Source organism: Microcella alkaliphila, from assembly GCF_002355395.1.
Lineage (GTDB): Bacteria > Actinomycetota > Actinomycetes > Actinomycetales > Microbacteriaceae > Microcella > Microcella alkaliphila_A.
This window is the reverse complement of the sequence record NZ_AP017315.1, coordinates 263,465-289,440: the sequence shown is the minus strand read 5'-3', so window position 1 is coordinate 289,440 and position 25,976 is coordinate 263,465. Positions and strand designations below refer to the sequence as shown.

At 69.4% G+C, this 25,976-nt stretch carries 23 protein-coding genes; 9 read left to right on the top strand and 14 right to left on the bottom strand.

Annotated features, from left to right (window positions below; translation table 11 throughout):
- The first annotated feature begins 76 nt into the window (after positions 1-76).
- The 4 genes from CPY97_RS01355 to CPY97_RS01340 all read left to right on the top strand — a co-directional run bounded on the left by CPY97_RS01355 (position 77) and on the right by CPY97_RS01340 (position 4,092).
- Positions 77-1,066, top strand: a complete 990-nt coding sequence (locus CPY97_RS01355) for a FecCD family ABC transporter permease (RefSeq protein WP_096423262.1) — start codon at positions 77-79, stop codon at positions 1,064-1,066.
- Positions 1,063-2,097, top strand: coding sequence for a FecCD family ABC transporter permease (locus tag CPY97_RS01350; RefSeq protein WP_096420164.1), 1,035 nt, complete (start codon positions 1,063-1,065; stop codon positions 2,095-2,097). Before CPY97_RS01355 ends, CPY97_RS01350 begins: the two co-directional genes overlap by 4 nt.
- Positions 2,094-2,960, top strand: coding sequence for an ABC transporter ATP-binding protein (locus CPY97_RS01345; protein WP_096420162.1), 867 nt, complete (start codon positions 2,094-2,096; stop codon positions 2,958-2,960). Before CPY97_RS01350 ends, CPY97_RS01345 begins: the two co-directional genes overlap by 4 nt.
- A 103-nt stretch (positions 2,961-3,063) precedes the next feature.
- The gene (locus tag CPY97_RS01340; RefSeq protein ID WP_231923992.1) at positions 3,064-4,092 is read left to right on the top strand and encodes an ABC transporter substrate-binding protein; all 1,029 of its coding nucleotides are present in this window, start codon (positions 3,064-3,066) and stop codon (positions 4,090-4,092) included.
- A gap of 89 nt (positions 4,093-4,181) precedes the next feature.
- On the opposite strand, the gene CPY97_RS01335 is transcribed toward CPY97_RS01340, so the two are convergent.
- The 9 genes from CPY97_RS01335 to hemE form a co-directional block, all read right to left on the bottom strand.
- The gene (locus CPY97_RS01335; RefSeq protein ID WP_096420158.1) at positions 4,182-4,451 is read right to left on the bottom strand and encodes a hypothetical protein; all 270 of its coding nucleotides are present in this window, start codon (positions 4,449-4,451) and stop codon (positions 4,182-4,184) included.
- Between the two features lie 11 nt (positions 4,452-4,462).
- The gene (locus CPY97_RS01330) at positions 4,463-4,696 is read right to left on the bottom strand and encodes a DUF4258 domain-containing protein (protein ID WP_096420156.1); all 234 of its coding nucleotides are present in this window, start codon (positions 4,694-4,696) and stop codon (positions 4,463-4,465) included.
- A gap of 93 nt (positions 4,697-4,789) precedes the next feature.
- Positions 4,790-6,157: a glutamate-1-semialdehyde 2,1-aminomutase gene (locus tag CPY97_RS01325; RefSeq protein ID WP_096420154.1), complete on the bottom strand. Its 1,368-nt coding sequence runs from the start codon at positions 6,155-6,157 to the stop codon at positions 4,790-4,792.
- On the bottom strand, positions 6,154-7,152 hold the full coding sequence (gene hemB / locus CPY97_RS01320) for a porphobilinogen synthase (RefSeq protein ID WP_269457829.1): 999 nt from the start codon (positions 7,150-7,152) through the stop codon (positions 6,154-6,156). Before hemB ends, CPY97_RS01325 begins: the two co-directional genes overlap by 4 nt.
- Positions 7,149-8,114 carry a hydroxymethylbilane synthase gene (hemC, locus tag CPY97_RS01315; protein ID WP_096423260.1) on the bottom strand — a complete coding sequence of 322 codons (966 nt, stop codon included), beginning with the start codon at positions 8,112-8,114 and terminating at the stop codon, positions 7,149-7,151. The genes hemB and hemC overlap by 4 nt, the downstream gene beginning before the upstream one ends.
- Positions 8,111-9,382, bottom strand: a complete 1,272-nt coding sequence (locus CPY97_RS01310; protein WP_096420152.1) for a ferrochelatase — start codon at positions 9,380-9,382, stop codon at positions 8,111-8,113. The genes hemC and CPY97_RS01310 overlap by 4 nt, the downstream gene beginning before the upstream one ends.
- Positions 9,379-10,044: a hydrogen peroxide-dependent heme synthase gene (gene hemQ, locus CPY97_RS01305; protein WP_096420150.1), complete on the bottom strand. Its 666-nt coding sequence runs from the start codon at positions 10,042-10,044 to the stop codon at positions 9,379-9,381. Before hemQ ends, CPY97_RS01310 begins: the two co-directional genes overlap by 4 nt.
- Positions 10,041-11,285, bottom strand: a complete 1,245-nt coding sequence (locus CPY97_RS01300; RefSeq protein WP_096420148.1) for a protoporphyrinogen/coproporphyrinogen oxidase — start codon at positions 11,283-11,285, stop codon at positions 10,041-10,043. The genes hemQ and CPY97_RS01300 overlap by 4 nt, the downstream gene beginning before the upstream one ends.
- A gap of 5 nt (positions 11,286-11,290) precedes the next feature.
- Positions 11,291-12,361 carry a uroporphyrinogen decarboxylase gene (hemE, locus tag CPY97_RS01295; protein ID WP_096420146.1) on the bottom strand — a complete coding sequence of 357 codons (1,071 nt, stop codon included), beginning with the start codon at positions 12,359-12,361 and terminating at the stop codon, positions 11,291-11,293.
- A gap of 131 nt (positions 12,362-12,492) precedes the next feature.
- Between hemE and CPY97_RS01290 the strand changes: the two genes are divergently transcribed.
- Positions 12,493-13,767 carry a glutamyl-tRNA reductase gene (locus tag CPY97_RS01290; protein WP_096420144.1) on the top strand — a complete coding sequence of 425 codons (1,275 nt, stop codon included), beginning with the start codon at positions 12,493-12,495 and terminating at the stop codon, positions 13,765-13,767.
- Here the strand turns inward: CPY97_RS01290 and CPY97_RS01285 are convergent.
- The 4 genes from CPY97_RS01285 to CPY97_RS01270 form a co-directional block, all read right to left on the bottom strand.
- A complete protein-coding gene (locus tag CPY97_RS01285; RefSeq protein WP_096420142.1) occupies positions 13,708-14,115 on the bottom strand; it encodes a pilus assembly protein CpaE in 408 nt (135 codons plus the stop codon). The two genes, CPY97_RS01290 and CPY97_RS01285, sit on opposite strands and share 60 nt — an antisense overlap.
- Before the next feature lie 137 nt (positions 14,116-14,252).
- Positions 14,253-17,588 (bottom strand): hypothetical protein, encoded by a 3,336-nt coding sequence (locus CPY97_RS01280; RefSeq protein ID WP_150129157.1) that lies wholly within the window; start codon positions 17,586-17,588, stop codon positions 14,253-14,255.
- 305 nt (positions 17,589-17,893) lie between these two features.
- A complete protein-coding gene (locus tag CPY97_RS01275) occupies positions 17,894-18,661 on the bottom strand; it encodes a serine hydrolase (protein ID WP_231923991.1) in 768 nt (255 codons plus the stop codon).
- 137 nt (positions 18,662-18,798) lie between these two features.
- On the bottom strand, positions 18,799-20,760 hold the full coding sequence (locus CPY97_RS01270; protein WP_096423258.1) for a M13 family metallopeptidase: 1,962 nt from the start codon (positions 20,758-20,760) through the stop codon (positions 18,799-18,801).
- Between the two features lie 60 nt (positions 20,761-20,820).
- Here CPY97_RS01270 and CPY97_RS01265 point away from each other — a divergent pair, with 60 nt between their 5' ends.
- Positions 20,821-22,146: an MATE family efflux transporter gene (locus CPY97_RS01265; RefSeq protein WP_331716216.1), complete on the top strand. Its 1,326-nt coding sequence runs from the start codon at positions 20,821-20,823 to the stop codon at positions 22,144-22,146.
- Here CPY97_RS01265 and CPY97_RS01260 read toward each other — a convergent pair.
- Positions 22,143-23,234, bottom strand: a complete 1,092-nt coding sequence (locus CPY97_RS01260; protein ID WP_096420138.1) for a LacI family DNA-binding transcriptional regulator — start codon at positions 23,232-23,234, stop codon at positions 22,143-22,145. The two genes, CPY97_RS01265 and CPY97_RS01260, sit on opposite strands and share 4 nt — an antisense overlap.
- A 20-nt stretch (positions 23,235-23,254) precedes the next feature.
- On the opposite strand from CPY97_RS01260, the gene CPY97_RS01255 reads away from it, so the two are divergent.
- Genes CPY97_RS01255 through CPY97_RS01245 form a run of 3 tightly spaced genes read left to right on the top strand, consistent with a single transcriptional unit; the run spans position 23,255 to position 25,929 of the window.
- Positions 23,255-24,499, top strand: coding sequence for an MFS transporter (locus CPY97_RS01255; RefSeq protein ID WP_096420136.1), 1,245 nt, complete (start codon positions 23,255-23,257; stop codon positions 24,497-24,499).
- Positions 24,500-24,529: 30 nt separating this feature from the next.
- Positions 24,530-25,225, top strand: coding sequence for an endonuclease NucS (gene nucS / locus CPY97_RS01250; protein WP_096420134.1), 696 nt, complete (start codon positions 24,530-24,532; stop codon positions 25,223-25,225).
- A 23-nt stretch (positions 25,226-25,248) separates the two neighbouring features.
- Positions 25,249-25,929 carry an HAD hydrolase-like protein gene (locus CPY97_RS01245; protein ID WP_096420132.1) on the top strand — a complete coding sequence of 227 codons (681 nt, stop codon included), beginning with the start codon at positions 25,249-25,251 and terminating at the stop codon, positions 25,927-25,929.
- Positions 25,930-25,976: the final 47 nt, after the last annotated feature.

The window sequence follows — 25,976 nt, the reverse complement described above, 5'->3', positions numbered from 1 at the left end:
GAGTTCGGTGGCGCGGCAGAGCGGTGTGGCGCGGGCGCCACAGCTCGTCGCGTCGACTCGCTCGCGAGCGGCCCGCATGCGCGGCGCCGCCCTGCTCGGCCTCGGCCTCGCCCTCGCCGTGGCGCTGAGCCTCGCGCTCGGCGCCCGCGCCACCGAGTTTTCCACTGTCATCACCGCGCTCACCGATCCGGGCGGCCTCGCCGACCCCGCCGACGCCGTCGCGGTTCGCGACCTTCGCGTGCCGCGCACCGCTATCGGGCTCATCGTCGGCGCCGCCCTCGGGCTCGCCGGCGTCGTGATGCAGGGCGTCACGCGCAATCCCGTCGCTGACCCGGGCCTGCTCGGGGTGACGGCGGGCGCATCGTTCGCCGTCGTGCTGGGCATCGCCCTCGCGGGCGAGACCGGCGTGATCGGGCTCGCCGTCTGGGCACTTGCGGGCGCGCTCGTCACGACCCTCGGCGTCGGGGCGCTCGCCCGGGCGGCCGGCGACCGCGCCAGCCCGGCGCTGCTCGTCGTCGTCGGCTTCGCCGTCACCGCCGGACTCGGGACGTTCACCACTCTCGTGCTCCTTGGCGACCCCGCGGCCCTCGATCGCTATCGCTTCTGGACGGTCGGCTCCCTCTCCGGCCGCGATCTCGACGCCGCGATCACCCTGCTGCCCCTCGTCGTTGCCGGTGTCGTCGTCGCCGCACTGCTGGCTCGCCCGCTCGACGCTCTCGCCCTCGGCGACGACGTGGCCCGCGGCCTGGGGTTCCGACTCGGCGCCGTTCGCGGCGGCTCCCTCGTGACGATCGTGTTGCTCGCCGGCACCGCCACCGCGCTCGCTGGCCCCCTCGTCTTCGTCGGGCTGCTCGGCGCGCACGCCGCCCGCGCCGCCGTCGGCGGGCACCACGGCCTGCTCATGCCCGTCTCGGCCGTCGCCGGCGCCGCCTTCGTGCTCGTCGCCGACGTCATCGGCCGCCTCGTCGCACCCCCCGGCGAGCTCGAGGTCGGCATTGTCATCGCCGCCCTCGGCGCGCCCCTGCTCATCGCCCTCGTGCGCGCCCGACGGGCGGTCGCCGCATGAGCGCGGCCGTCGCGCTCGGCGCGCTCGACGGCAATCGACGCGAACGACGGATGCGCGCGGCGAGCACCACGGGCATCCTCACCGCCGTCGGGGTCGCCCTCGCGATCACCGCGCTCGCCGTCGGATCGGTCGCGATCGCCCCCGCCGAGGTGATTGCCGCGCTCGCGGGCACGGCCGACGGGGGAGCGCAGTTCATCGTGCGCGAGTTGCGCCTGCCCCGCCTCACGCTCGCCCTCGTCGTTGGCGCCGCCCTCGGCATGGCGGGCGCCCTGCTGCAGTCGGTCGTGCGCAACCCGCTCGCGAGCCCCGACATCGTCGGCGTCACGGGCGGGGCGAGCGCCGCCGCCGTGCTCGCGATTGGTACGGGGGCCACGGGGCTTGCCGTCACCGGTTCGGCTCTCGTCGGCGCCACCGTCGCCATCGTGCTGGTGCTCGCCGCGAGCGGCCGACAGCTCGGCGGAACCCGCATCGTCGTCGTCGGGATCGCCGTCGCCTTCCTCGCGCAGGGCGTGCTCGGCTACGCCCTCACCCGTGCCCGCCTCGAGCAGGCGGGCACCGCCTACTTCTGGCTCGTCGGCAGCGTCGGCTCGCCGTCGGCCCCCGAAACCCTCACTCTCGGGATGCTCGTCCTCGTCGCCGGAATCGGCACCGTTCTCGGGCGGGGCGCCCTCGCCGCCCAGCTGCTGGGCGACGAGACCGCGAGGGCGGTCGGCTCGCGCCCGCGCCGCACGCGCATCCTCGCCGTGACCGCGTCGACCGTGCTGGCCGCGGTCTCGGTGGCGGTCGCGGGGCCCCTCGCCTTCGTCGCTTTCGTAGCGGGACCAATCGCCCGTCGTCTGCGGGGCGGAGCACCCGCCGTACTGACCGCCGCCCTCGTGGGTGCGGTGCTCGTACTCGCCAGCGACCTCGTCGCGCAGAACCTCATCCCCGGCCCGCTGCAGCCGCCCGCCGGCCTCATCACCGGCGCCGTCGGCGCCCCGCTACTCGTATGGCTGCTGATCCGCGCCGCCCGTCAGGAAGGACGCGCATGACCGCAACCGCCCCCGTCTCGCCCGCCGCCGCCCACGCCGCGGCCGCGCCCGCCTTGCGCGCCGAGAACCTCACCCTCGGCTACACGAAAGACCGCCCAGTCGTCCACGGCGTCGACCTCGCGGTACGCCCCGGCGCCCTCACCGTGCTCGTCGGCGCGAACGCGAGCGGCAAGTCGACCCTGCTGCGCGGCCTCGCCCGCCTGCTGCCCGCGCACACCGGCCGGGTCACGCTCGGCGGCACCCCAATCGAGCGCATCGCCGCCCGGCAACTCGCCCGCACGATCGGCGTGCTGCCCCAGAACCCGATCGCGCCCGAGGGCATCACGGCCGGCGAGCTCGTTGCCCGCGGCCGCTACCCGCATCAGCCAATCTTCCGCGGCCGCTCGAGCGACGATGACGCGGTCGTGGCCGCGTCCCTCGCCGCGACCGACGCCGCATCGCTCACCGAGCGCCGCATGGATGAGCTCAGCGGCGGGCAGCGGCAGCGTGTGTGGATCGCGATGGCGCTGGCACAACAGCCGCGCATCCTGCTGCTCGATGAGCCAACGAGCGCGCTCGACATCGCCCACCAGGTTGAGGTGCTCGACGTGCTGCGCGCGGAGGTCGACCGCGGCATGACGGTCATCGTCGTGCTGCACGACCTCACGCTCGCGGCGCGCTACGCCGACGAGCTCGTCGTGCTCTGCGACGGCCGCATCGTCGCGCAGGGCGCGGCGAGCGAGATACTCACCGAGGCAACGGTGCGGGATGCGTTCGGCATCGACGCGCGAATTTTGACCGACCCCGACACGGGTCGCCCCGTCGTGCTGCCGCGCGCCAGTTCCCTCGGTTCCTCCGCGGTTGTCTTCCAGGAACGCGTATAGTAAGGTAAGCCTTACCTAATCCAGTCTGCCGCGTCGTTGCGGCCCCTCCTCGAGGAGCTTCTTTCTCATGCCCGCTGCGCCCCGCGCCCACTCTTCGCGCACCGTGACTGCCCGTGCATTGCCCGCCCTCGCCCTCGCCGCCGCGAGTGCCCTCGTTCTCGCGGGATGCGCATCCGGCACCCCCGCCGACGAGGGTGACACGGGCTCCGCCCCCGCGGCCGACACCGCCGCCTTCCCGGTCACGATCGAGCACGCCTTCGGCGAGACCGAGATCGCCGAGGCGCCCGAGCGGGTCGTCACCTGGGGCTGGGGAGCCACCGACGCGGCAATCGCCCTCGGTGTCGTGCCCGTGGCGATGCCCTTCCAGGCGTACGGCGGCGACGAGAACGGCGTGCTTCCCTGGATCGCCGAGGCCCTCGACGAGCTGGGCGCCGAGACCCCGACCGTACTGCCCGACACCGGCGAAGACGTGCCGTTCGAAGACATCGCCGCGGCCGACCCCGACGTGATCCTCGCCCACTATTCAGGCATCACGGAAGAGCAGTACGAGACGCTCAGCGCGATCGCCCCTGTCGTCGCCTACGAAGACCAGCCGTGGTCGACGCCGTGGCGAGACGTCATCTCGATCACCGGGGAGGCGCTGGGCCTCACCGACGAGGCGACCGCCGTGCTCGACGGCATCGACGCCGAGCTCGCGGCGGCCGCCGAGGCGAACCCCGAATTCCGGGGCGTCAGCCTCGCCACCGCGTGGGATGTCGGCGGCGTCTTCTACGTCTATGCCGACGAAGACCCGCGCGTCGAATTCATGCTCGACCTCGGCTTCGTCAACGCCCCCGCCGTCGACGAGCTCGATACCGACGAGTCGCCGTTCTTCTTCACGCTGTCGTACGAGCGTACGAGCGAGCTCGCCAGCGACGTGCTCGTCGTCTACGGCTCGACGCCCGAGGAGGCGCAGGCCCTGCTCAATGCCCCGTACGGCCAGGCGATCCCGGCCGTTGCCGACGGCGCCGTCGCCCAGCTGGTCGGTACAGAGTTCATCGCCTCGGTTTCGCCGCCCACCGCGCTCTCGCTGCCGTGGGGCCTCGACGAGGTCGTCGCCCAGCTCGCCGCCGCCGTCGCCGAGATCGGCTGAGCAAGCAGGGTCAACGACCCGTAGCCGCACACGACAACGGCCGCCCTCCCCCGCGCATCTGCGGTGGGGAGGGCGGCCGTTTCGCGTCGCTAGCCCGCTGTTCGCTTCTGCGTTACGTAGGGCGCGAACTTTCGATGCGCGGCTTGCCGTGACGTGCCCAACACAGCCCCGATTGCGGCCCACGAATCGCCAGCGGCGTGAGCGCGCGCAACCGCGTCCGCGAGGTCACGCTCGGCAGATTCGAGGGCATCGAGTGCAGCGCCAACCCTCGCCAGATGACTGCCGTCACGCATGTTTTCCGGCGTCAGGTCGAGATCGTCGAGCCACGCCTCGGTGCTGTTCTTCTTCGTCGTCGTCATGCTGTCACCACCTAGATGAGGTCGTACCACTTCGGTCGAAGGTTGTCGGCGTGAATGACCCTCGTCGGGCCATCTGCCGGCACAATGACGATCTCGAGAAAGCGACCGTCGTGGGCAGGGCCGATGATGAGAATCTGCGGGTCGCCGTCACGCTCGACCTCGCGATAGACCCGAGGATGCCGAATTGCGTGGCGAATGTCGGCATCGCTGATGCCGTGCTTTCGGGCGCTCGGCCTGATCTCCACATCGTGAAGCTAGTGTCAACCACCGACATCCAAAGTGTCAACATAACGTTGACACTTTGGAGCGCTTATCCAGCCACCCGCGCTTCTTCTTCCCTACACGCTGGGCGTCGCCGCCGCCGCAGCCTTCGCCGCCGGCACCGCCGCAGCCAACACCCGCTCAATCGCACGCTCGTCGTGCGCCGCCGACACGAACCACGCCTCGTACACGCTCGGCGGCAGCGAGACGCCGTGCTCGAGCATCGCGTGGAAGTACGGGCCGAAGCGGAACACGTCCTGCGCCTGCGCCTCGGCGTAATTCTGCGGCGCGGTGTCGCGGAAGAAGATCGAGAACTGCGAGCCCGCCCACGCGATCGCGTGAGCGACGCCCTCGGCGCTCAGCGCCGCGGATAGACCAGAAGCAATCTCGTGCGCCACGCGCGGCAGGTGCGCGTAGACCTCCGGCCCGGCGCCGCGCAGCATGGCGGCACCGGTCGCGACGGCGACGGGGTTTCCGCTGAGCGTGCCCGCCTGGTAGACGGGGCCGAGCGGGGCGAGCAGGTCAAGAATCTCTGCGCGACCGCCGAGGCCGGCGAGCGGCAGGCCGCCGCCGATGATCTTGCCGAAGGTCATGAGGTCGGCGTCGTACGGCACGCCCTCGCGCTCTTCGAGCCCCCACCAGCCGGCGGCCGTCGAGCGGAACCCGGTCATGACCTCGTCGACGATCAGCAGGGCACCGTGCGCGTGGGCCGTGTCGGCGAGCAACTTGTTGAAGCCAGGCTTCGGCGGCACGACACCCATGTTGGCGGCAGCCGCCTCGGTGATGACGGCGGCGATGCGCTCGCCGTGCGCGGCGAAGACCTCGGCGAGCGCCTCCTCGTCGTTGTAGGGGATCACGATCGTCTGCGCGGCCGTCTCGGGGGTGATGCCCGCCGAGCCCGGTATGCCGAGCGTCGCGATGCCCGAGCCCGCCTCCGACAGGAGCGAGTCGGAGTGCCCGTGGTAATGCCCGGCGAACTTCACGAGCAGCGGCCGCCCGGTCGCGCCGCGCGCGAGGCGGATCGCCGTCATGGTCGCCTCGGTGCCGGTCGAGACGAGCCGCAGCTTCTCGATGCCGCGGCGCTCGGCCCCGTCCGGCCCGGTCAGCGTCAGGCGGTCGAGCACGAGCTCGGCCAACTCGACCTCGCCGGTCGAAGCGGCGCCGAATCCGAGCCCCTTCTCGACGGCCGCCCGCGCGGCCGCGATGACGTCAGGATGCGCGTGGCCGAGCAACGCCGGACCCCACTGCCCCACAAGGTCCACATACTCAGTGCCCTCGACATCGACCACGTACGGCCCGTGACCGCTCGTCAGGAAGACCGGCGTGCCGCCGACCGAGCGGAACGCGCGCACCGGCGAGTTGACCCCGCCGGGGGTGACGGCGAGAGCCCGCTCGAACGCTTCGGCGTTGGTGGTCGGGGTGCGGCCCGAAATGAAGCGGGTCATGAGAGGAGTCCCTTCTGGGCGAGGTCCAACGCGGCGTACGAGAGTACGGCGTCGGCCCCGGCGCGGCGAATCGAGAGGAGCGCCTCGAGCTGTGCGCGGTCACCATCGAGCCAGCCGTTCTGCGCGGCGGCGGCGATCATCGCGTACTCGCCCGAGACCATGTACGCCCAGACGGGCACGGTCGAGATGTCAACAATTTGGCGCAGCACGTCGAGGTAGGCGAGCGCCGGCTTCACCATGACGACGTCAGCGCCCTCGTCGAGGTCGATGAGCGCCTCGCGCACGCCCTCGCGCCCGTTCGCCGGGTCGAGTTGGTAGCTGCGGCGGTCGCCGGTGAGCTGCGAGTCGACGGCGTCGCGGAACGGCCCGTAGAACGACGAGGCGTACTTCGCCGAGTAGGCCAGCAGGGCAACGTCAATGAATCCGGCGTCGTCGAGAGCGGTGCGTACGGCGACGGTCTGGCCGTCCATCATGCCGCTCAAGCCCAGTAGCTGCGAGCCGGCCTCGGCCTGGGCGATTGCCATGGCGGCGTAGCGCTCAAGCGAGGCGTCGTTGTCAACGCGGCCCCGATCATCCAGCACACCGCAGTGGCCGTGGTCGGTGAATTCGTCGAGGCAGAGGTCGGTCTGCACGACCAGCGTGTCGCCCACTTCGGCCGCGATCGCGCGGGTGGCGACGTTGAGGATGCCGTCGGGGTCGATCGCGCCCGTTCCGATCGCGTCGCGCGTCGCCGGCACGCCGAAGAGCATCACGCCGCCGAGTCCGGCCTCCGCCGCCTGGACCGCGATGCGACGAAGACTGTCGAGCGAGTGCTGCTCGACGCCGGGCATTGAGCCGATCGGCTGCGGGGCGTCGAGCCCCTCCCGCACGAACAGGGGCAGCACGAGGTGGCGCGGCCGGAGGTCCGTCTCACTGACGAGGCGCCGCATCGCCGCCGACTGCCTGAGGCGGCGGGGGCGGATGTGCGGGGCAAGATCGCGGGAAGCGTCGGTCACGGGGTCCCTCCCAGCGGGGCGAGCTCGGCGGCGCCCTGCTTCAGCAGCTCGTCGACGACGCGCTGGGCGGCGTCCTCCGCCGGGGTCTTCGTGTCTTCGAGGTACAGGGCGTGGGCGCTCGAGACGCGCTCCCCCGTCTCTGGCGAGTAGACCCGCGCCGAGAGGAAGAGCATGCCGCCATCGATGAACGCGTGCGCGCCGAGCGGGGCCGAGCAGCCGGCCTCGAGCAGGCGCAAGACGGCCCGCTCAGACTCGACGGCCACGCGGGTTGCCGTGTGGTCCATGCTCTTCAGGGCCGAGCGCAGCGGGCCGCGCGTGTCGGCGCGCGTCTCGACCGCGAGGGCTCCCTGCCCGGGGGCGGTCGGCCAACCGTCGATCCCGAGGTGCTCGGTGATCACGTCCTCCCGGCCGATGCGCTCGAGGCCCGCGGCCGCGAGCACCACGGCATCGAGGTCGGCATCAACACCGTCTTTGTCGCCCAGCACTCGCCCGATGCGGGTGTCGACGTTGCCACGCAGGTCGACGATCTCGAGCTCCGGACGGCGCCGGCGCAGTTGGGCGCGCCGACGTGGCGAGCCCGTGCCGACCGTCGCGCCGTCGGGAAGCTGATCGAGCGTGACCGCGTCGCGCGAGACCAGCGCGTCACGCGCATCCGCCCGTTTCGGCATGGCCGCGATGACGAGTCCGTCGTGCGGGGTGGTCGGCAGGTCTTTCAGCGAGTGCACGACCACGTCACAGTCGCCGGCGAGCAGCGCCTCGCGCACCGCCGCGACGAAGACGCCGACGCCGCCCATGCTCGCGAGCGACGCCGTCGAGGTGTCACCGTGGGTCGTGATGGGCACGAGTTCGACCGGCTGGCCCGTGCGGGCTGCGATCGAGTCGGCGACGCGCTGCGACTGGGCGAGCGCGAGGGCGCTTCCGCGAGTGCCGAGCCGGATCGGGGCGGACTCGGCCTTACTCACGGCTGCAGGCCCGAGATCGCCGGCTTGAAACCCGCGCGCACGTTCTCGCAGCAGCCCGGGCGGCACACGTCGTACCAGGGGCCGAGCGTGGTCTCGCGGACGCGCTCGCTCGCGGGGGTGCCGCCCAGGCGCTCTTCGATCAGGTCGACGAGCCCGCTGACGTACACGGGGTCGACGCCCGGCGTCGGAACGCGAATGGCCCGGAGGTTGTGCTCCTCACAGGTCTCCATCGCCTCCGTGTCGAGGTCCCACATGACCTCCATGTGGTCGCTGACGAAGCCGACGGGCACGATGACGATCGCGGTCGCGCCGGCGGCGGCGTGGTCGGCAATGGCGTCGTTGATGTCGGGCTCGAGCCACGGCTGGCTCGGGGGGCCCGACCGGCTCTGGTAGACGAGCTGCCACTCGACGTCGGGCAGGTTCGCGTACTCGTCTTCGGCGCGCAGCTCGGCGAGCGCCTTCTGCATGATCACCTCGCTGACGGCGAGGTGCTGGGCGGCGTAGGCGCCGCCCTCGCCCCAGTCCACATCGCGCGGTCCGCTGCGCTCCGCGTCGGTGGTCGGGATGCTGTGGGTCGCGAACAAGACGCGCGTCGTCGTCAGGTCGGCGCCCTCCGCGATCAGCGTGCGCAGCGCATCCACGACGCCGGCAACGAAGGGCTGCACGAAGCCGGGAGCGTCAAAGAACTGCGCCACCTTGTCGATGCGCACCTGGCCCCACAGGCCCGTCTCGTCGAGCGCCTTCGCGAAGTCTTCGCGGTACTGGCGGCAGCTCGAGAAGCTCGAGTAGGCGCTCGTCGCGAGGCCGAGGATCGTGCGGTGGCCGTCGTCGTAGGCATTCTGCAGTGCCTCAGGCAGGTACGGGTCCCAGTTGCGGTTGCCCCAGTAGATCGGAATGCCGAGCCCGCGGCGGTCGGCCTCGGCCTGCAGGGCGGCCTGCAGCTCTCGGTTCTGCTGGTTGATCGGGCTCACGCCGCCGAAGTGGCGGTAGTGGTGCGCGACCTCCTCCAGGCGCTCGTCGGGGATGCCGCGGCCGCGGGTGACGTTGCGCAGGAAGGGGATGACGTCGTCTTGCCCCTCGGGGCCGCCGAAGCCGGCGAGGATCACGGCGTCGTACGCAACCGCCTCTTCGACGCGGCCCGGCAGGGCGAACGACTGCGCGGTGTCGGTGGCCGCGCGGGCGAACTGCTCGCCCTCGTAGCGGCCCTCGTTCAGGTCGACGACGACGGCCTTGCCGTCGGGGCCGAGCCCGTTGTTCGTAATGGTCATCGCACAACCTCCAGGATCTGCGCGTCGATGTCGGCGTCGGCGAAGCGCCTGCCGGTGAAGAACGGAACCTCTTCGCGCACGTGGCGTCGCGCCTCCGTGTAGCGCAGGTCGCGCATCATGTCGACGAGGTCTAACAGATTGTCGCTCTCCAACCCGAGCAACCACTCGTAGTCGTTGAGCGCGAACGCCGCGACCGTGTTCGCCAGCACGCCCGTGAAGGCGCTGCCCTTGCGGCCGTGCTCGGCGAGCATCTCGCGGCGCTCGTCGTCGGGCAGCAGGTACCACTCGTACGAGCGCACGAACGGGTAGACGCAGAGCCACTCGAGCGGGTCTTTGCCGAGCATGAACGCAGGCGCGTGGCTGCGGCTGAACTCGGCCTGCACATGCACGCCCATCGCGTTCCAGGTCGGAAGCATCGTCGACAGCAGCGGGGCGCGACGAATGGTGCGCATGGCCGCCTGAATCGCTTCGGGGCTCTCCCCGTGCATCCAGACCATGATGTCGGCGTCGGAGCGCAGGCCGCTCACGTCGTAGAGGCCGCGCACGACGACGCCCGTCTCGGCGACGGCGGCGAGTGCCTCGGCGACGCCCGCGCCACTCGCCTCGCGGTGCGGGTCGCGGCGCAGCACGGCGTACAGGGTGTAGGCGACGGTGTCGGTCATTCGGTGAGCTCCTTCGCGGTGCGTTCGGCGTGAGAGATGACGGCGGCGAGTCCCGTTCCGGCGACCTGCTCGCCGACCGTCGGGATGCTCGGATGCGGTTCCGCGCGCCCGGCGCGCGTCCACGACACGGCCCGGCTGTCGACGAGCTGCCGGCCGTCGATCGGCGTGCCGAGCAACGCGCTCGCGTCGGCGAGGGCCGTGGCGACATCGGCGTGTTCGGCGTAGCTGAGGCGCAGCACCTCGAACCCCTGCGCCCGTTCGCGCAGCCACGGCCACTTCGCGGTGGCGTGGGTGAGGGCGCGGGCGCGCACACTCCCCCCGCGTGTGACGAGCAGGCCGGTGCCGCGTGGGTTGTCCGCGAGCGATGGTGCGTCGACAACAAGAGTGACGAGGTGGGTCGGGGTGGCGGTGGACGCCGAGCCGGTGAGTCCCGGCGCGGCAAGGATCACGCGGCCGCGATCGGTGCGCGGTGTCGAACCCGCCCCGCCGAGCCTGACCGAATCGGGTGTCACCTCCGTGGCCCGCGTCTCGGCAACGACGTCGACGCCCGCAGCTTCGAGTCGTGCGGCCAGAGCGTCGGTGAGCGTTCGCATGCCTCCCGTGAGCGAGGCGACGAGACTGCCTGCGGGGGCGTTTTCGCGCACGCGGCGCACGGCGCGTGTCAGCGAATCGCCCTGCGCCATGTGCTCGGGAACGCGCCCGAGCGCGCTCAGGGGAACGCGATCGGGATGCTCGGAGTGCACGCCCTCGACGACCGGTGCAACGAGGCGATCCACCACGGCCGTGCCCATGCGCGTACGCACCAGCTCGCCCACGGTGGACGCGGCGGCGCCGCGTGAGGCGGGTATGAGGGGTTCCAGCGCCGCGCGTGCCGCGCCGCGCCATCCGAGCACCGCCGCGACATCGCGCGCGAGCGGAGCACTCGGAATTCCGAAGATGCTGGCGGCGGGAAGCGGGCGACTGCGCCCGTCGACCCCGTGCATCCAGGCAGAAAGGGGCGCGGGATTCGCGATGCGGTCGTCCAGGCCAAGATCGGAAAGAAGATCGGGGACGTCGGTTCCCCGCGTTGCGAAGGCCTCGGCGCCGGCGTCGAGTTCGATGCCGGCAACCGTGTGACCCGTCACCTGGCCGCCGAGTCCGGTGCGCGCCTCGACGAGGCGCACGGCGCGGCCCGCCTCGGCGAGTCGCAGCGCGATGAGGAGGCCGGCAATGCCGGCCCCCACCACGATGTCGCGCTCCATACGGCTCAGTCGTCGTCGCTGAATTCGCCGTGCACGTACTGCACGATGCGCGTCAGGACGTCGGGGTCGGTCTCGGGGGGAACGCCGTGGCCGAGGTTGACGACGTGGGCGCGGGCAGCGCGACCGCGCTCCAGCACGTCATCGATGTGGGCCCGCAGCGCGGGCCACGGTGCGCCCAGCAGTGCAGGGTCGATGTTGCCCTGCACGCTGACATCGTCGCCGAGGATTGCTGCGGCGTCGTCGAGCGGTAGGCGCCAGTCGATGCCGACCGTGTCGACCCCGAGTGCTGCGATGTCGGGCAGGATGCGGTCGGTGCCGAGCCCGAAGTGCACCATGGGCACTTCCAGCCCTCGAAGGTGGTCGAGCGCACGCTTCGAGTGCGGGGCAACCCGGCGCCGGTAGTCGTCGCGCGACAGAGAACCCACCCACGAGTCGAACAGCTGCGCGGCGCTCGCGCCGGCCTCGATTTGAGCACGCAAGAACTGACCGGTGATATCGGCGCACCAGTTGAGCAGACTGGCCCAGGTCTGCGGGTCTGAGCGCATCAGCGTGCGGGCGCGGATCTGGTCCTTCGACGGACCGCCCTCGACAAGGTAGGCAGCAAGGGTGAAGGGCGCGCCGGCGAAACCGATCAGCGGGGTGTGCCCCAACTCAGCGACGGTGAGTTCAACCGCCTCGCGCACCGGGTCGAGGACCGCGGGGTCGAGGGGCCGGAGCTTCAGCACATCGGATGCGGTACGCACGGGGCTGTCGAGAACGGGGCCTCGCCCGGCAACGATGCGCACGTCGACCCCGGCCAACAGGACGGGCACGACGATGTCGCTGAAGAAGATGGCGGCGTCGACGCCGTGCCGTCGCACCGGCTGCAGGGTGATCTCGCTCGCCATCGTCGGCGTCAGGCATGCCTCGAGCATGTCGCCCCCCGCACGCAACGCGCGGTACTCGGGGAGCGACCGGCCCGCCTGCCGCATGAACCAGACAGGCGTACGCTCGGGGCGCTGCCCGCGGTAGGCCCGCACCAGGGGCGCGTCGCTCGTACGGCCGTCGACGAGGGGGTGTGTCGGTGTCAGAGGCACGAGGCTCAGGATAGGCCCCCGGTGTCGTACGAGTCTGACGAGCGCATGAGAGAGAAAGCCCCGGTCACTGAGTGATCTTCGGCTGCCGCACCTGAACGGTCACTCATCCAGGTGGGCGTACCATTGCGGTCGTGCTTCTCTGCGTCACCGCGAACCATCGCAACACGCCGTTCGACCTGCTCGAGCGGCTGTCTGTTGACGCCGAGGCCTTGACGGCCCAGGTCGCCGCTGCCCACGCCGCCGTGCGGGGCGCTGTCGGCATCTCCACGTGCAACCGGGTCGAGGTATACCTCGACATCGATGCTCCCGATCCACTCGCGCGCGAGATCGCGTCCCGGGCCGTGGCCGACGCCCTCGACAGCGTCGCGGGCGTCGGCACGTCAGAAGCCCTGACCACCGCAGAGTTGCTCAACGACGCTCGAGCGATCCACCATCTCTTCTCCGTGTCGGCCGGGCTTGAGTCCGTTGCGGTTGGAGAGGAGGAGATCGCGGGTCAGGTCAAGCGCGCGGCCTCCGTTGCTCGTGAGAGCGGCGCCAGTTCGCCCGCTCTCGACCGAGCCTTCCAGCACGCGATTCGCACGGCGCGGGCGGCCCGCGCCGAGGGTGACGCCAGCCGCACGGGTCGATCTCTCGTCCGTCTCGCGCTGGACCTCGTCGGTAGCCGGCTGCGCTCATGGGAGGGCGTCAACGTTTTGCTCGTCGGCACGGGCCAGTACGCCGCGACCACCGTCGCCGCGCTGCGTGAGCGCGGTGCCGACCGCATCCGCGTGTACTCGCCGACGGGGCGCGCCCAGGTTTTCGCCGCCCGCAGCGAGACGGAGCCCACGAACGACCTGGCGCCGTCGCTCGTGTGGGCCGACGTCGTCATCACGTGCACGACTCGCCTGTCGATTGCCGCGGCGGATGTACCCGAGGACGCTCGATTCTTCGCCGTCGATCTGGGGTTGCCGCGCAACATCGATCCCGCGGTCGGCGACCTCTACGGGGTGACGCTGCTTGACCTGGAGACGCTGCGCATGCACGCGCCGCTCGTGCACTGGAGCGCCGAGGAGGATGCCCGCGCTGTTGTCGACTCGGCAGCGCACGACTTCGCGTCGCACGCCCAGGTGACACCCGCGATCGTTGCCTTGCGCGAGCATGTGCTGTCGCTTGTCGACGACGAGATCGAGCGTGCACGCCGCCGGGGTGACGACGGTCGCACCGAGGAGGCGCTGCGCCACCTCGCCGGCGTTCTGCTGCACACCCCGTCGACGCGTGCGCGCGCTCACGCGGCCCGGGGCGAGGCGGATGCGGTCAGCAGCGCTGTGGAGGCGCTGTTCGGCATCGAGGTGCCGCGCCCTGCGGCGTCATGCCCGCACGCGGTCGAGCAGGGCGAGCACGGCGAGGCCGTAGGCCTCGGGAGCTGACACGCTCTCGTAGCGGCGTTCGTCTCCGTCGATGACCGCGGTGACAACGTACGCATCGTCGGTGCGGTCGAGACACCTGAATGCGCCGCGCAGGAGGTCGCGAAGCTGATCCTCGCGGGGCAACCAGAGTGCGTCCTCGACGGCTACGGAGTCGAGCGCCCACTCGGTGGTGCCGTTGAAGCCGAGCACCGTGCCTGTTGGGTAGTGGTGGGGTTCGATGGTGAGGTCGCTCACCGTGAAGATGTCACCGTCGAGTTCGGGCCGGTCGATTTGGAATCGGTCGCCGGATGCGGGGTGCCATGCGAGGCCGGCTTCTCGCAGTTCTCGGGCGAGGGCGGTGCTGATCATGTCTGTCACGGTGACAGCACGAACCGGATGCCTCCTGTGCGGAAGCATCCGGTTCGCTAAGGGGTGCGGGTCGGGGGCGGGTGCTGTATTCGGGTCAGCTCCCGACCCCCGACCGCGCGGCGCGGGGGTGCTGGGTATTACACCTCCACGCGACGGCGGCTGGCGACGACGCCAATGCCCGTCAGAGTGATGAGCAGGGCCAGGATTCCGACCGTTCCGAGCATGCCGCTCGCGCCGGTCAGGGCGAGGGTCGGCAGGTCAAGGTCGGTGCAGTTCGTCGGCGCTGCCGCGAACTCCAACTCCCACTCGGTTTGCGTCTCGAATCCGAACCCAAAGCCCTCTAGCGCCACTGCCTCAATCGAGACGGTGCTGCCCGGGGCCGCGGTGTAAGTCCCGGCATCCACGTTCTGTCCACCGACGACCCACTGCACGCCCTCGGTGTTGCTGAGGGTGTAGCTGCCGCTGGCGTCACAGGTCGCCTGCGTCGTGGTGACGTTCGGCTCGACGAGCGGCAGGGTGGTCAGGTCACACGGGAACTCCGGCGCACTGAACTCCACGGTGAGGTCGGTGATCGACCCCGGCTCGAAGAACAACGCGGGGCGCTCCGGGTCGGTCACCGCGGTGACACGAGGCGTGGCGGTGAGTCCGAACCCGCTGTAGGTGCCGGGCTCGACCTGCTCGCCATCGATCGAGTAGATAACTCCCTCAACAGCTTCCAGGGTGATCGTGCCGAATGTTTCACAGTTGTAGTCAACGGTGATGACCGGCGTGACCTCGATCGGATCAGTCGAGCAGTCCTCTGTCGACGGCGGGTAGGTGAAGAAGGAGTCTTCGATCACCGCGCTCGGGTTGATGGCGATGCGAACCTCGATGGGGTCAGCACCCTCCACGCCCACGCTGCGCGTCCAGGCCGCGTTGTCTTCGTAGTCGGTCGCGAACCAGCCGTCGACCGCGTTGAAGTCCCAGCCCGGCCATGCCGTCGGGTTTCCGTCGCCGTCGATCGCGGCCCCGGGCCACAACGCGCGGCCCTGGTACTGACCGGCCTCACTCACCACGTTGCCCGGTACAGCCACCCACTGGGTGCCGTCCCATCGCTCGAGGTCGGTGACAACGGTGTTCTCGTCGAGCCCGAGGTTCAGCTCGCGGAACTCGATTCGAGCCTGCCCGGGGGTCAGCTGACCGTCGGGGTCCGTGACCTCGAATGACACGTAGATCCACGGTACGTCGACCTCACACTGCGGGTCGATGCCGATCGCCGCACCGAACTCGGGGTCGATGCAGAGGCTCTGATCGGGCCCGGCAAGGGTGCCCACAAACACTTCTACTGGCAATCCACTGGCAAACGTAAAGCCACTATTCGCCGTCGCCATCACCATGTAAATGCCCAGGGGTCCGGTGCCATCAGAGATCACCGTGAAGGTGGCCGATCCTTCGGGCGTCGATGCGAATCCATCGACGTTCAGGATTGCTCCCGTGTCGCACGTCGGCGGAATGATGTCGATCACCGCCGTGACCTCGTCACACAGCTGCCGGTTCGGCAGAACATCGAGCTGGCCCTTGACCGTGATGGTGTTTAGGTATTCGCCATCCACCAGGAACTTGGCGCCTGCGTCCGCCGTGAAGACCACGGTGTAGCGGAACCCGTTCCACAGGGTGGGGGTGCGGGTGATCTCATACGTCGCGTTGTCGACTGTGATGATGCGATCGTCCCAGCGCTGACCCAGGTCACAGGTCGCCGGAGGTACGACAACTGTCCCGGCTGCGGTGGCGCAGTCACGGAAGTCGGGACCGGTGGGCGTGAATTCGAAGGAGACGGTTTCTTTCTTGCCTTCGAACAGGAAACCCGGCTTCGCGGTGAAGGTCACCGTCTGCACGCCAGATTCGGCCGTCGTGATCTCGTAGGTGGCACGTTCCGGATCGAACTGGAAGCCGTTCTCGTTGAGCGCACTACCCGTGAAACAGTCCGCAGGCGTGAATGCGATGGCCGCGGTTGCAAGTCCACAGTCATCGAGGTTCGGCCCGCTAGGAGTGAACTCGAAGGTCTTCGTGGTCTTCTCACCAGCGAAGAGGAAGCCCGGCTTCGCGGTGAAGGTCACCGTCTGCACACCTGTGGTTTCGTTTGTCGAGATCGACACTGTTGCTTGATCGGGGTCGAAGACGAAGTTGTCAACGTCGAGCGCTGAGCCGTTCAGGCAGTCCGCGAGAATGACGCGAATGTCGGCGTCAATGACGGTGCACTTCGACGCGTCAGGCCCTGCAAGAGTGCCGGCTTCCACGAGAACCGTCTTGTCGTCGGCAAACCGGAAGCCGTCCTTCGCGGTGAACGTCACCACGAACGATCCGTCCTCGTTGACCACGACATCGACGTCGACCTTGGTGCTGTCGAAGTCGAAATTCTCGACATCGAGCAGCTCGCCGGTCAAGCAGTCCGCCGGCGTGATGACGATTGACGCAGTCACCAGTTCACACGCTGCCGGATCACGGTCGGGAAGTGTTCCGGTGAACGTCTTCTGCGTCAGCCCACCCGGAAAGAGGAAGCCTTCGCTTGCAGTAGCAGTGATGGAGTAGCTGCGACCGTCGAAGGTGGGCTCCCCGAAAGTGGCACCGTTCGTCGTCAGTGAGACCTGGCTCCAATCAACGCCGTCTTCACAGTCGGCTGCGGGGACGCGCACCTCGGCCGAGGCTTCTTTAGCGAGCGGCGTGCCACATGTGAAGAACTTCGCTTGGTTGCGGTCCTTGTTAAAGTAGCGATCGTTGAACTGAACCCACTCGACGACCCACTGTCCGGTCAAGTAGGACGAGTACGTGAAGGTCAGCACACCGGATGCCTTCTGCGCGTTGGTGAGGGGGAGAACGTACGGGCCACCGGGGGCGTTCACCCGCACGACCAGGCCCGACTCGCTCGCCGGGTCATCCGTCTGTCGAATGTCCACAGACGCGTTCACCTGCATCCGAACTCCGTTGAGCACGATGTCCATGTTGATGTGGTCGCCGTTGGTGAGAGGCCTCCCCACCGTGTTGACTGCGGAGACGCAGTCGACAGACTCGGATGTCTGAGGCGGCGTGAAGTTCGCGCCCATGAAGTTCATGTGCGAGATCCCGTGGCCTTGAAGGCCCTTGAAGTCGTACGAACCTTTACCAGAGGCGTCATCGATCCAGACGACGATCGTTGAGCCCTTAATGCAGAGGTCGACGGTCCAGCCGGCGTTGATGTCCCAGGTGAAGACGTTGCCGGACTGCCATCCGAACGTGCCCCACGTTCCGGACTGTGCCGTGTATGAGCCAGTGGCACCGCCGGCGATGTCGATGTTGCCTTGAGCAACACCGCTGAAGTCGTTACAGGTCAGGCCGTTGCCTTCGTAACGTTCAATACCTGACTCTGTCGACACGCGAGGCGTGTTGGCGTTGGGGTTCGCGAACGCGGTACCGGCACCGCCCACGCTCATGCCGAGCGCGAGGGCGAGTGTCGTCACCGCTGCGAGTATGCGTTTGCGCAACATGGGTAACAGCTCCTGGGGGTTGGGAGCACTGCGCACCCACGAGGGCGCGCGGCATTCGGGTATGGGTGGTGCGACGCCGGGGGTCGGCGTTATCGCAGTGGGTGCTGCGATTCGGGTGTTCGGTTGACCGCCGACCTTTGGCAAACGTCGGGTGCGCCAAATTCGAGATCGCGCTCACTCTAGCGACGCTGATAAAGACCCGACAACGTAGACTGTCTAGTCTAGCCCCGCATTGGGGCATGTGGAGGAATCCACGATTTCACGGACCGACCCGTCGGTCAGTGCACCCACTCCAAGAGGTCCAAGCCGAAGGTTCGCATCGCATCCATGACCCGCAGTCGAGACGCAAGGTCGCGGTCTTCGAACTGTACGGACAGAGCGTATGTCAGGCCCGCCCTCGGGCCGCGCAACACGCCCGCTTCCGAACGGACGCCCTCGTCGGAGCCGGTCTTGTTGAGCATCCAGGTGTTGTGTTCCACCCCGCGGTGAGCGAGGGGATCGTGACCGAACGCGCTTGCGACCATCGAGAGATCGGTGTTCAGCGACAGCCAGTTCAGCACGCGATCGCTCGTCTGCCGATCGATGATCTGGCCATGCATGAGCGCGTGGAACAGCCACGACAATTCGGCGGCGGACCCGACCGACAACTGCGGGGCATGGTCGGGGCCCCGAGTATCACGCACCACGTCGAGCAGGGCGGTACGCACGAGCCCCAGCTGCTCCGCACGTGAGCGCACCGCGTCGAGCCCGATCTGGCGCAGCAGCACGTTCGTCGCCAGGTTGTCGCTTGTCGCCCCGACGAGCGCCGCGAGATCGGCGATGGGCATCGCCGGCGCCTGAAGGTGCTGCCAGATGCCGCTGTCGGCGGCCGCGTCCTCGGGCGAGCGGTCGATGATCGCGAAATCCGATAGGCGCCTCTCGGTCAGACGCGCGCTCACCTCGACGAGCAACAAGATCTTTCCGACGGATGCTGTCGGCAAGACGATGCGCTCATCAACGGCAAAGATGGGCCGGCCCGTCTCGAGCTCGAGTACCGCTACCGACACCCGCGCGCCCTCGTAGGCGAGCGCACCCAGGGCGCGGAAAGACGGTCGGAAGGAGGGGTCTCGGTCGACCGCCGCATGGCGCGCCGACGTGGGGACCGCGCGTCGCGCATCCCGTCGTCGTGTCAGCGGCGCGTCATCTACCAAATGGTGACCCGCTCCTCGGGGGCGAGCCACAGCTCGTCATCGGGGGACACCGCGAAGGCGTCGTAGAACGCGTCGATGTTGCGCACGATCTGGTTGCAGCGGAACTCGTTCGGCGAGTGCGGGTCGATCGAGAGTAGCCGCAACGCCTCTTCGGGGCGGATCGCGATCTGCCACGCCTGCGCCCACGACAGGAAGAAGCGCTGCGCGCCCGTCAAGCCGTCGATCACCGGAGGCTCGGCGCCGTTCAGCGACAGGAGGTACGCCTTCCAGGCGATGCCGAGCCCGCCGAGGTCGCCGATGTTCTCGCCGATCGTGAGCGCACCGTTCACGTGGTGGCCCGGCGCTTCCGTCGGCTCGAGCGCGTCGTACTGTGCGATCAGCGAGCCGGTGCGCTCCTCGAAGGCTGTGCGGTCCTCGGCCGTCCACCAGTCGCGCAGGGCGCCGTCGCCGTCGTAGCGCGAGCCCTGGTCGTCGAAGCCGTGCCCGATCTCGTGGCCGATGACCGCGCCGATCGCACCGTAGTTGGCCGCCGCATCCCGATTCGGATCGAAGAACGGGAACTGCAGGATCGCCGCCGGGAACACGATCTCGTTGAAGCCGGGGTTGTAGTACGCGTTGACCGTCTGCGGGGTCATGAACCACTCGTCGCGGTCGATTGGCGCGCCGATCTTCGACAGCTCGCGCTGGAACTCGAACTCGCCGGCCGCACGCACGTTCGCGAGCAGATCGGCCGGATCGACGGCAAGCGCCGAGTAGTCGCGCCATTTCGCCGGGAACCCGATCTTCGGGGTGAACGTCGAGAGCTTGTCGAGGGCGCGCTCGCGGGTCTCGGGCGTCATCCACTCGAGCGTCTCGATCGACTGGCGGTAGGCGGCGACGAGCATCGCGATCAGCTCGTCCATCTGCTCCTTCGCCTCCGGCGGGTAGTGCCGCTCGACGTACACCTTGCCGACAGCCTCACCCATCGCGGCCTCGACGAACGAGACGCCGCGCTTCCAGCGGGCGCGCAGTTCGGGGGCACCGGTGAGGGTGCGGCCGTAGAAGTCGAAGTTCTGTCGCACGAAGGCGCCCGACAGGTAGGGGGCCATCGAGCGGACGGTGTGCCAGCGCAACCAGTCGCGCCAGTCGTCGAGCGGGGTGTCGTGCAGGACCGCGACGAAACCCTCGGTGAAGTCCGGCTGACGCAGCACCACCTCGGCGAGCGCCGACTCGGGAATGCCGTAGCCGTCGCGCCACAGCGTCAGGTCGACATCGCCGGCGACAGCTCGCCAGTCCTCCCACGAACGCAGGTTGTAGGTGGCCTGTGCGTCGCGATTCTTCACGGCCGACCAGTGGTGGGCCGCGAGCGCGGACTCGAGCGCGATGACCCGCTCGGCGCGATCCCCCGCGTCGTCGAGGCCGGCGAGCGCCAGCATCGCCTCGACGTGCGCGCGATACGCCGTGCGGGTATCGGCGTGCGCGTCCTCCCGGTAGTACGACTCGTCCGGCATGCCGAGTCCGCCCTGCTCGACGAAGACGAGGTAGCGCTCGGGGTTTCCGGGGTCGTTGTCGACGAACAGCTGCAGCGGGCCGCTGACGCCTTGGCGCTGCAGCGTCCCGATCGTGGTGATCAGTGCATCCCGATCGGCGATCGCATCAATCTGCGCGAGCAGCGGAGCGAGGGGTTCGGCTCCAAGATCCTCGATGCGCTCCTCGTCCATGAACGACGCGTAGAGGTCGCCGACTTTGCGTTCCTCGGTGCCCGGCTCGGCGGTCTGCGCCTCCTCGATGATGGTGCGCACCGCCTTCTCGGCCTCTTCGGCGAGCACCATGAACGATCCGTAGCGCGCCTTGTCGGCGGGGATTTCCGTACGTGCCACCCAGCGACCATTCACGTGCCGATAGAGGTCGTCTTGCGGGCGGATGCTCGGGTCGAGTTCGTCACGGAGGATGCCGCTTGCGAGATCTGCAGTCACGAACACCGAGCCTAACTTCTGGCGCACGGCCTGACCTAGGAATCCCCGTAGTTTTGGGGGGTGCGCGCCCGCTTCCGACTCTCGCCGCTCGACCGCGACATCATGCGCCTGGCGGTGCCGTCGCTGGGAGCACTCATCGCCGAACCGGTGTTCGTGCTCACGGACACCGCGATGGTCGGGCACCTCGGTGCGGCGCCGCTCGCGGGCCTCGCCGTGGCGAGCACGGTACTGCAGACGGTGGTCGGGCTGCTGATCTTCCTGGCGTACGCGACGACGCCGATCGTCGCCCGGCGCCTCGGCGCCGGTAATCGCCTTGGCGCGCTGACGGCGGGCGTCGACGGCCTGTGGCTCGCCCTCGGAATCGGTGTCGTCCTGCTCGGCGTCATGCTGCCGAGCTCGCGATTCATCGTCGACCTCTTCGGCGTCGAACCGGTCGTCGCGGCCGCCGCACTCGACTACCTGACGATCTCGTGGTGGGGAATCCCCGGCATGCTGCTCGTGCTCGCCGCGACGGGGGTACTGCGCGGTCTGCAGGATGCACGCACCCCGCTCATCGTCGCGGCCGCCGGCTTCACCGCCAACATCGCTCTGAACGCCGTGTTCATCTACGGACTCGGTCTTGGCGTCGCGGGCTCGGCCATCGGCACGGTCATCGCCCAGTGGGGCATGGCGGCCGTCCTCGTCGCGATCGTGGTGCGCGGCGCGCGAGCATCGGGCGCTCGGCTACGGCCCGGCGTCACCGGACTTCGCGCCGCCGCGCAGGCCGGCTCGTGGCTGTTCGTCCGCACCCTCAGCCTGCGCGTGGCCCTCGTCGCGACGGTGGCGGTCGCCGCCACGCTCGGCACAGAGGAACTCGCCGCGACCCAGATCTGGTTCGCGCTGTACAGCCTCTTGGCCCTCGCGCTCGACGCCCTGGCCATCGCCGGACAGGCACTCATCGGCCACGGTCTCGGCGCGAGCGACGTGCCCCGCGTCCACGCGATCACCCGCCGGCTGGTCGGCTGGGGTGTCGCCGTGGGGGCGGCGCTCATGGTGCCGCTGCTGGCCGCCACTCCCCTGCTCGCGATTGCGATGACGGGGGATCCGGCCGTGCGCGCGCTGATCCCGCTCGCCGTCGTCACGCTCGCGGTCGGCCTCCCGCTCGCCGGGCTCGTGTTCGTGCTCGACGGCGTGCTGATCGGGGCCGGCGACGGGCGCTATCTGGCGGCCACGGGCATCCTGAATCTGCTCGCGTACCTGGTTGTGCTCGCGATCGCCATCGGGATGCTCGGTGCCGGCCTCGCGGGCCTCTTCCTGTCGTTCATGGTCGGCTACCTCGCGGCGCGGGCGGCCACCCTGGGCTGGCGCGCCCGCGGCACACGGTGGATCGTGGCGGGGGCGAGCTAGCGAACCGGTGCCGGCCCCGTCGTGTCTCCGACGCGCAGGATGCTCGTGAATACCTGATCACGCAGGTCACTGTCGTCCGCGAGCGCGCCCAGCGCGAGGCGGGCGGCAGCTCGGCCTTTCTCGGCGATGGGCTGCACGACCGTCGTGAGCGTGCGGGTCGTGAGGCCGTCGACGCGGGCGCCGTCGAAGCCCACGACGCTCACGTCGCCCGGCACCGTCATCCCCCGCTCCTCCGCCGCCTGGATGGCGCCGATCGCGAGGAGGTCGCTCTGCGCCATGATCGCGGTGATGTCGGGGTGCTGGTCGAGAAGACGTCGCGCCGCGAGCATCCCCTCGTCGATGAGCGAACCGGAGGCGACCATTGCGGGCGCGTCAGGAAAAACGGCGCGTGCCCCCGCGAGCCGTTCGAGGCCCGTGTACGCATCGGAAGCGGTGAGCCGGTCGGCGGTCAGCGGGCCGCGGGTTCGAGCGCGATCGAGCGGGAGGGTGATGATGCCCACCCGGGTGTGGCCGAGCTCGCTGAGCAGTCGCGCGCTCTCGGCGACGGTGTCGCGGTCGTCGCTGTTCACGAGCCGCATGCCATCGCGGGGCGTTGTTTCGACGCCGACGAGAGGCACGTGGCGCTGACCGAGTACGGCGACAGCGGGGTCGAGATCGGTTGAGCAGCCGAAGAGGATGGCCGCGTCCATGGGAGCGTCGCGCAGACCCCCGGCCTCGCGGTCGGGACTGTCGGTGAGCAGCAGCATGCTGTAGCCCGCCGCGCCGATCTCGTCGGCGATGCCGTCGAGCATGGCGATAGCCATCGGGTCGGTGAATCCGTCGCGGATGCGCTCCTCCATGACCACCGCGATGATGCCGCTGCGTCCTGTCCGCAGGCTGCGGGCGCGCGGGTCGGGCCCGCCGTAGTCAAGCTCGCGAGCAGCGGCGAGCACCCGCTCCCGCGTCTCATCCGAGACGGGGCCAGAGCCGGAGAACGCGAGGGATGCGGTCGACGCGCTCACGCCCGCGCGCTTGGCAACCTGCGCGAGGGTCGGTCGACCGGTTGGGGTCGCCGAGGGTGTCGCGTCGTCGTTTGCCGGGCGTGTCATGGGATTGGTAGCGTAGCCGAATGAGCACATCGAATCGATTCGATACGCGGCCCAGCCTGGCCGCGTGGCGTCTCGCCGTCTTCGCCGTCTTTGCGATCAACGGCGCGACCATGGCGACGTGGGTTGCGCGCACGCCCGCGATTCGCGATGCGCTCGATGTGAACCTCGAGCAGTTCGGCATGCTCATCTTCGGCCTCGCCGCCGGCTCGATCATTGGCCTGCTCGGTTCCAGCCACCTCATCGCCCGCTTCGGCACGCGGACCTCGATTCTCGGCGGCATCATCACGACGCTCGTCATGATCGCGGTCGTCGGCGTCGGCTCGGCGCAGTTCGGCTCCTACGTCACGGTGCTCATCGCAATGGCGCTGTACGGCGCGGGAATGGGCATCACCGACGTCGCGATGAACGTCGAGGGCGCGGGTGTCGAACAGGCGCAGGGCACGGCGATCATGCCGTGGTTCCACGCCGCCTGGAGCGGCGGCTCGATCGTCGGCGCGGCCGTCGCCGCGGGCGTCGCGGTGCTGGGCGTCGGCCTCGACGTACACACGATCGGCGTCGCCCTCGTCCTCGGAGTGGGCATCCTCATCACCGTTCGCGGCCTGCCCAAGCACCGCATCTTGCCCGGCCTCGACGACGACGGCCCGGGCCCTGAGCGCTCGACCTTCGGCGAGCGCATGGCCATCTGGAAAGAGCCCCGCACGCTCATCATCGGCCTCGTCGTGCTCGGCATGGCCTTCGCCGAGGGCACCGCGAACGACTGGCTCGCGCTCGCCATGGTCGACGACCGCGGCGTCGACGAGGCGGCCGGCGCCTTCTACTTCGGCGTCTTCGCCGTCGCCATGACGACGGGGCGCATCGTGGGCGTTCCGCTGCTCAACCGCTTCGGCCGCGTGCCGGTGCTGCTGGGCTCGGCGATCTTCGCGATCATCGGCCTCAGCGTGCTGATTCTCGTCGATCAGCCGGTCATCGCCGGCATCGCGATCTTCGTGTGGGGCCTCGGCGCATCCCTCGGTTTCCCCGTCGGAATGTCGGCCGCCGCCGACGACCCCGACAAGGCGGCCGCACGCGTCGCCGCCGTCGCCACGGTCGGCTACTTCGCCTTCCTCGTCGGCCCCCCGCTCATCGGGTTCCTCGGAGAACGCATCGGCCTCATCAACGCGCTCTGGGTGGTGCTTGCCCTCGTCACACTGACGGCGGTGTCGTCGCCGGCGACGCGCGAGCGTGGCGTCAACACGCGCACCCCGCAGGAGGCACCCGCGGCGTAGGCTCTGCCACCGCCCACCTAGGCTGGTTAGGTGCGTCTCGTCATTGCCCGCTGCTCCGTTGACTATGCCGGCCGCCTGCAAGCGCACCTTCCGATGGCGACGCGGTTGCTCATCCACAAGAATGACGGGTCTTTGCTTGTGCACTCCGACGGCGGCAGCTACAAGCCCCTGAACTGGATGAGCCCGCCGTGCACGCTGACCGTGCACGAGCCCGACGACGACCAGCGGGATGCGGGGGTCGCCGAAATCTGGCGCGTCACGCACGCGAAGACCGCCGACATGCTCGTCGTGTCGATCTACGAAACGCTGCACGAGACGGCACACGAGTTGGGCGTTGACCCTGGCCTGCAGAAGGACGGTGTCGAGGCCCACCTGCAGAAGCTCCTGGCCGAGCAGATCGAGCTCGCCGGCGACGGCTACACGCTCGTGAGGCGGGAATACATGACCGCGATCGGCCCGGTCGACATATTGGCCCGGGATGCGGCGGGCCACTCGGTGGCCATCGAGATCAAGCGCCGCGGCGGCATCGACGGGGTCGAGCAGCTGACTCGCTACCTCGAGCTGATGAACCGCGACCCGCTGCTCGCCCCCGTCGCCGGGGTATTCGCGGCGCAAGAGATCACCCCGCAGGCGCGAACCCTCGCCGAAGACCGCGGAATCCGCTGCCTGCTGCTCGACTACGACGCCATGCGCGGCATCGACGACGGGGTGCCCCGCCTGTTCTGAGTGTTCGCGCCTAGGCTCGAGTCGTGAGCCTGCCCTACACGACGATCCTGCTCGACCTCGACGGAACCGTCGTCGACTCGGCGCCCGGCATCATCGACACCCTGAAGCGCACCTTCGTCGCACTGGAACTGCCCGTTCCTGACGACGCCGAACTGTTGCGCTACGTCGGTCCGCCGATCCTCGACTCGTTCCGCGATCGTGCGGGCATGACCCTGGAGCAGCGCGAGCGTGCGCTCGAGGTGTACCGCGCTCAGTACCTCGACCAGGGCGCCTACGACTCCCGGCTCTTTCCCGGTATGGGTCTCTTCGTCGCCGACATCGACGCGTCAGGGCTGCCCCTGAGCCTTGCCACCTCAAAGCCCGAGACCCCGGCGACGCTCATGCTCGAGCACTTCACGATCGCCCACCACTTCGACATCATCACGGGGGCCTCCGACGACGAGGTGCGCAGCGCGAAGGCCGACGTGATCGCCGAGGCTCTGGTGCGCCTGAAGGCGTTCGGCGCCGACCTGAGCCGTCCGATCATGATCGGCGACCGCATCCATGACGTCGAGGGCGCCCGCGTGCACGGCATTCCGACCATCGGGGTGAGCTGGGGCTATGCCGAGGAGGGCGAGTTCGAGCACGCGATCGCCGTGGTCGACACGGTCGACGAGCTGCGCAGCCTCATCGGACTGCCCGCTGAGGGTGACCCTCGCGAGTAGGCTAACAGTCACCGTTCATCGCTGAACCCTGGGCCGTGTGGCCCTCG

Coding starts and splice junctions, on each gene's coding strand:
- CPY97_RS01355 (WP_096423262.1), top strand. CDS start 77: ATGCGCGGCGCCGCCCTGCTCGGCCTCGGCCTCGCCCTCGCCGTGGCG.
- CPY97_RS01350 (WP_096420164.1), top strand. CDS start 1,063: ATGAGCGCGGCCGTCGCGCTCGGCGCGCTCGACGGCAATCGACGCGAA.
- CPY97_RS01345 (WP_096420162.1), top strand. CDS start 2,094: ATGACCGCAACCGCCCCCGTCTCGCCCGCCGCCGCCCACGCCGCGGCC.
- CPY97_RS01335 (WP_096420158.1), bottom strand. CDS start 4,451: ATGACGACGACGAAGAAGAACAGCACCGAGGCGTGGCTCGACGATCTC.
- CPY97_RS01325 (WP_096420154.1), bottom strand. CDS start 6,157: ATGACCCGCTTCATTTCGGGCCGCACCCCGACCACCAACGCCGAAGCG.
- CPY97_RS01310 (WP_096420152.1), bottom strand. CDS start 9,382: ATGACCATTACGAACAACGGGCTCGGCCCCGACGGCAAGGCCGTCGTC.
- hemQ (WP_096420150.1), bottom strand. CDS start 10,044: ATGACCGACACCGTCGCCTACACCCTGTACGCCGTGCTGCGCCGCGAC.
- CPY97_RS01300 (WP_096420148.1), bottom strand. CDS start 11,285: ATGGAGCGCGACATCGTGGTGGGGGCCGGCATTGCCGGCCTCCTCATC.
- CPY97_RS01285 (WP_096420142.1), bottom strand. CDS start 14,115: ATGATCAGCACCGCCCTCGCCCGAGAACTGCGAGAAGCCGGCCTCGCA.
- CPY97_RS01260 (WP_096420138.1), bottom strand. CDS start 23,234: ATGACACGCCCGGCAAACGACGACGCGACACCCTCGGCGACCCCAACC.
- CPY97_RS01255 (WP_096420136.1), top strand. CDS start 23,255: ATGAGCACATCGAATCGATTCGATACGCGGCCCAGCCTGGCCGCGTGG.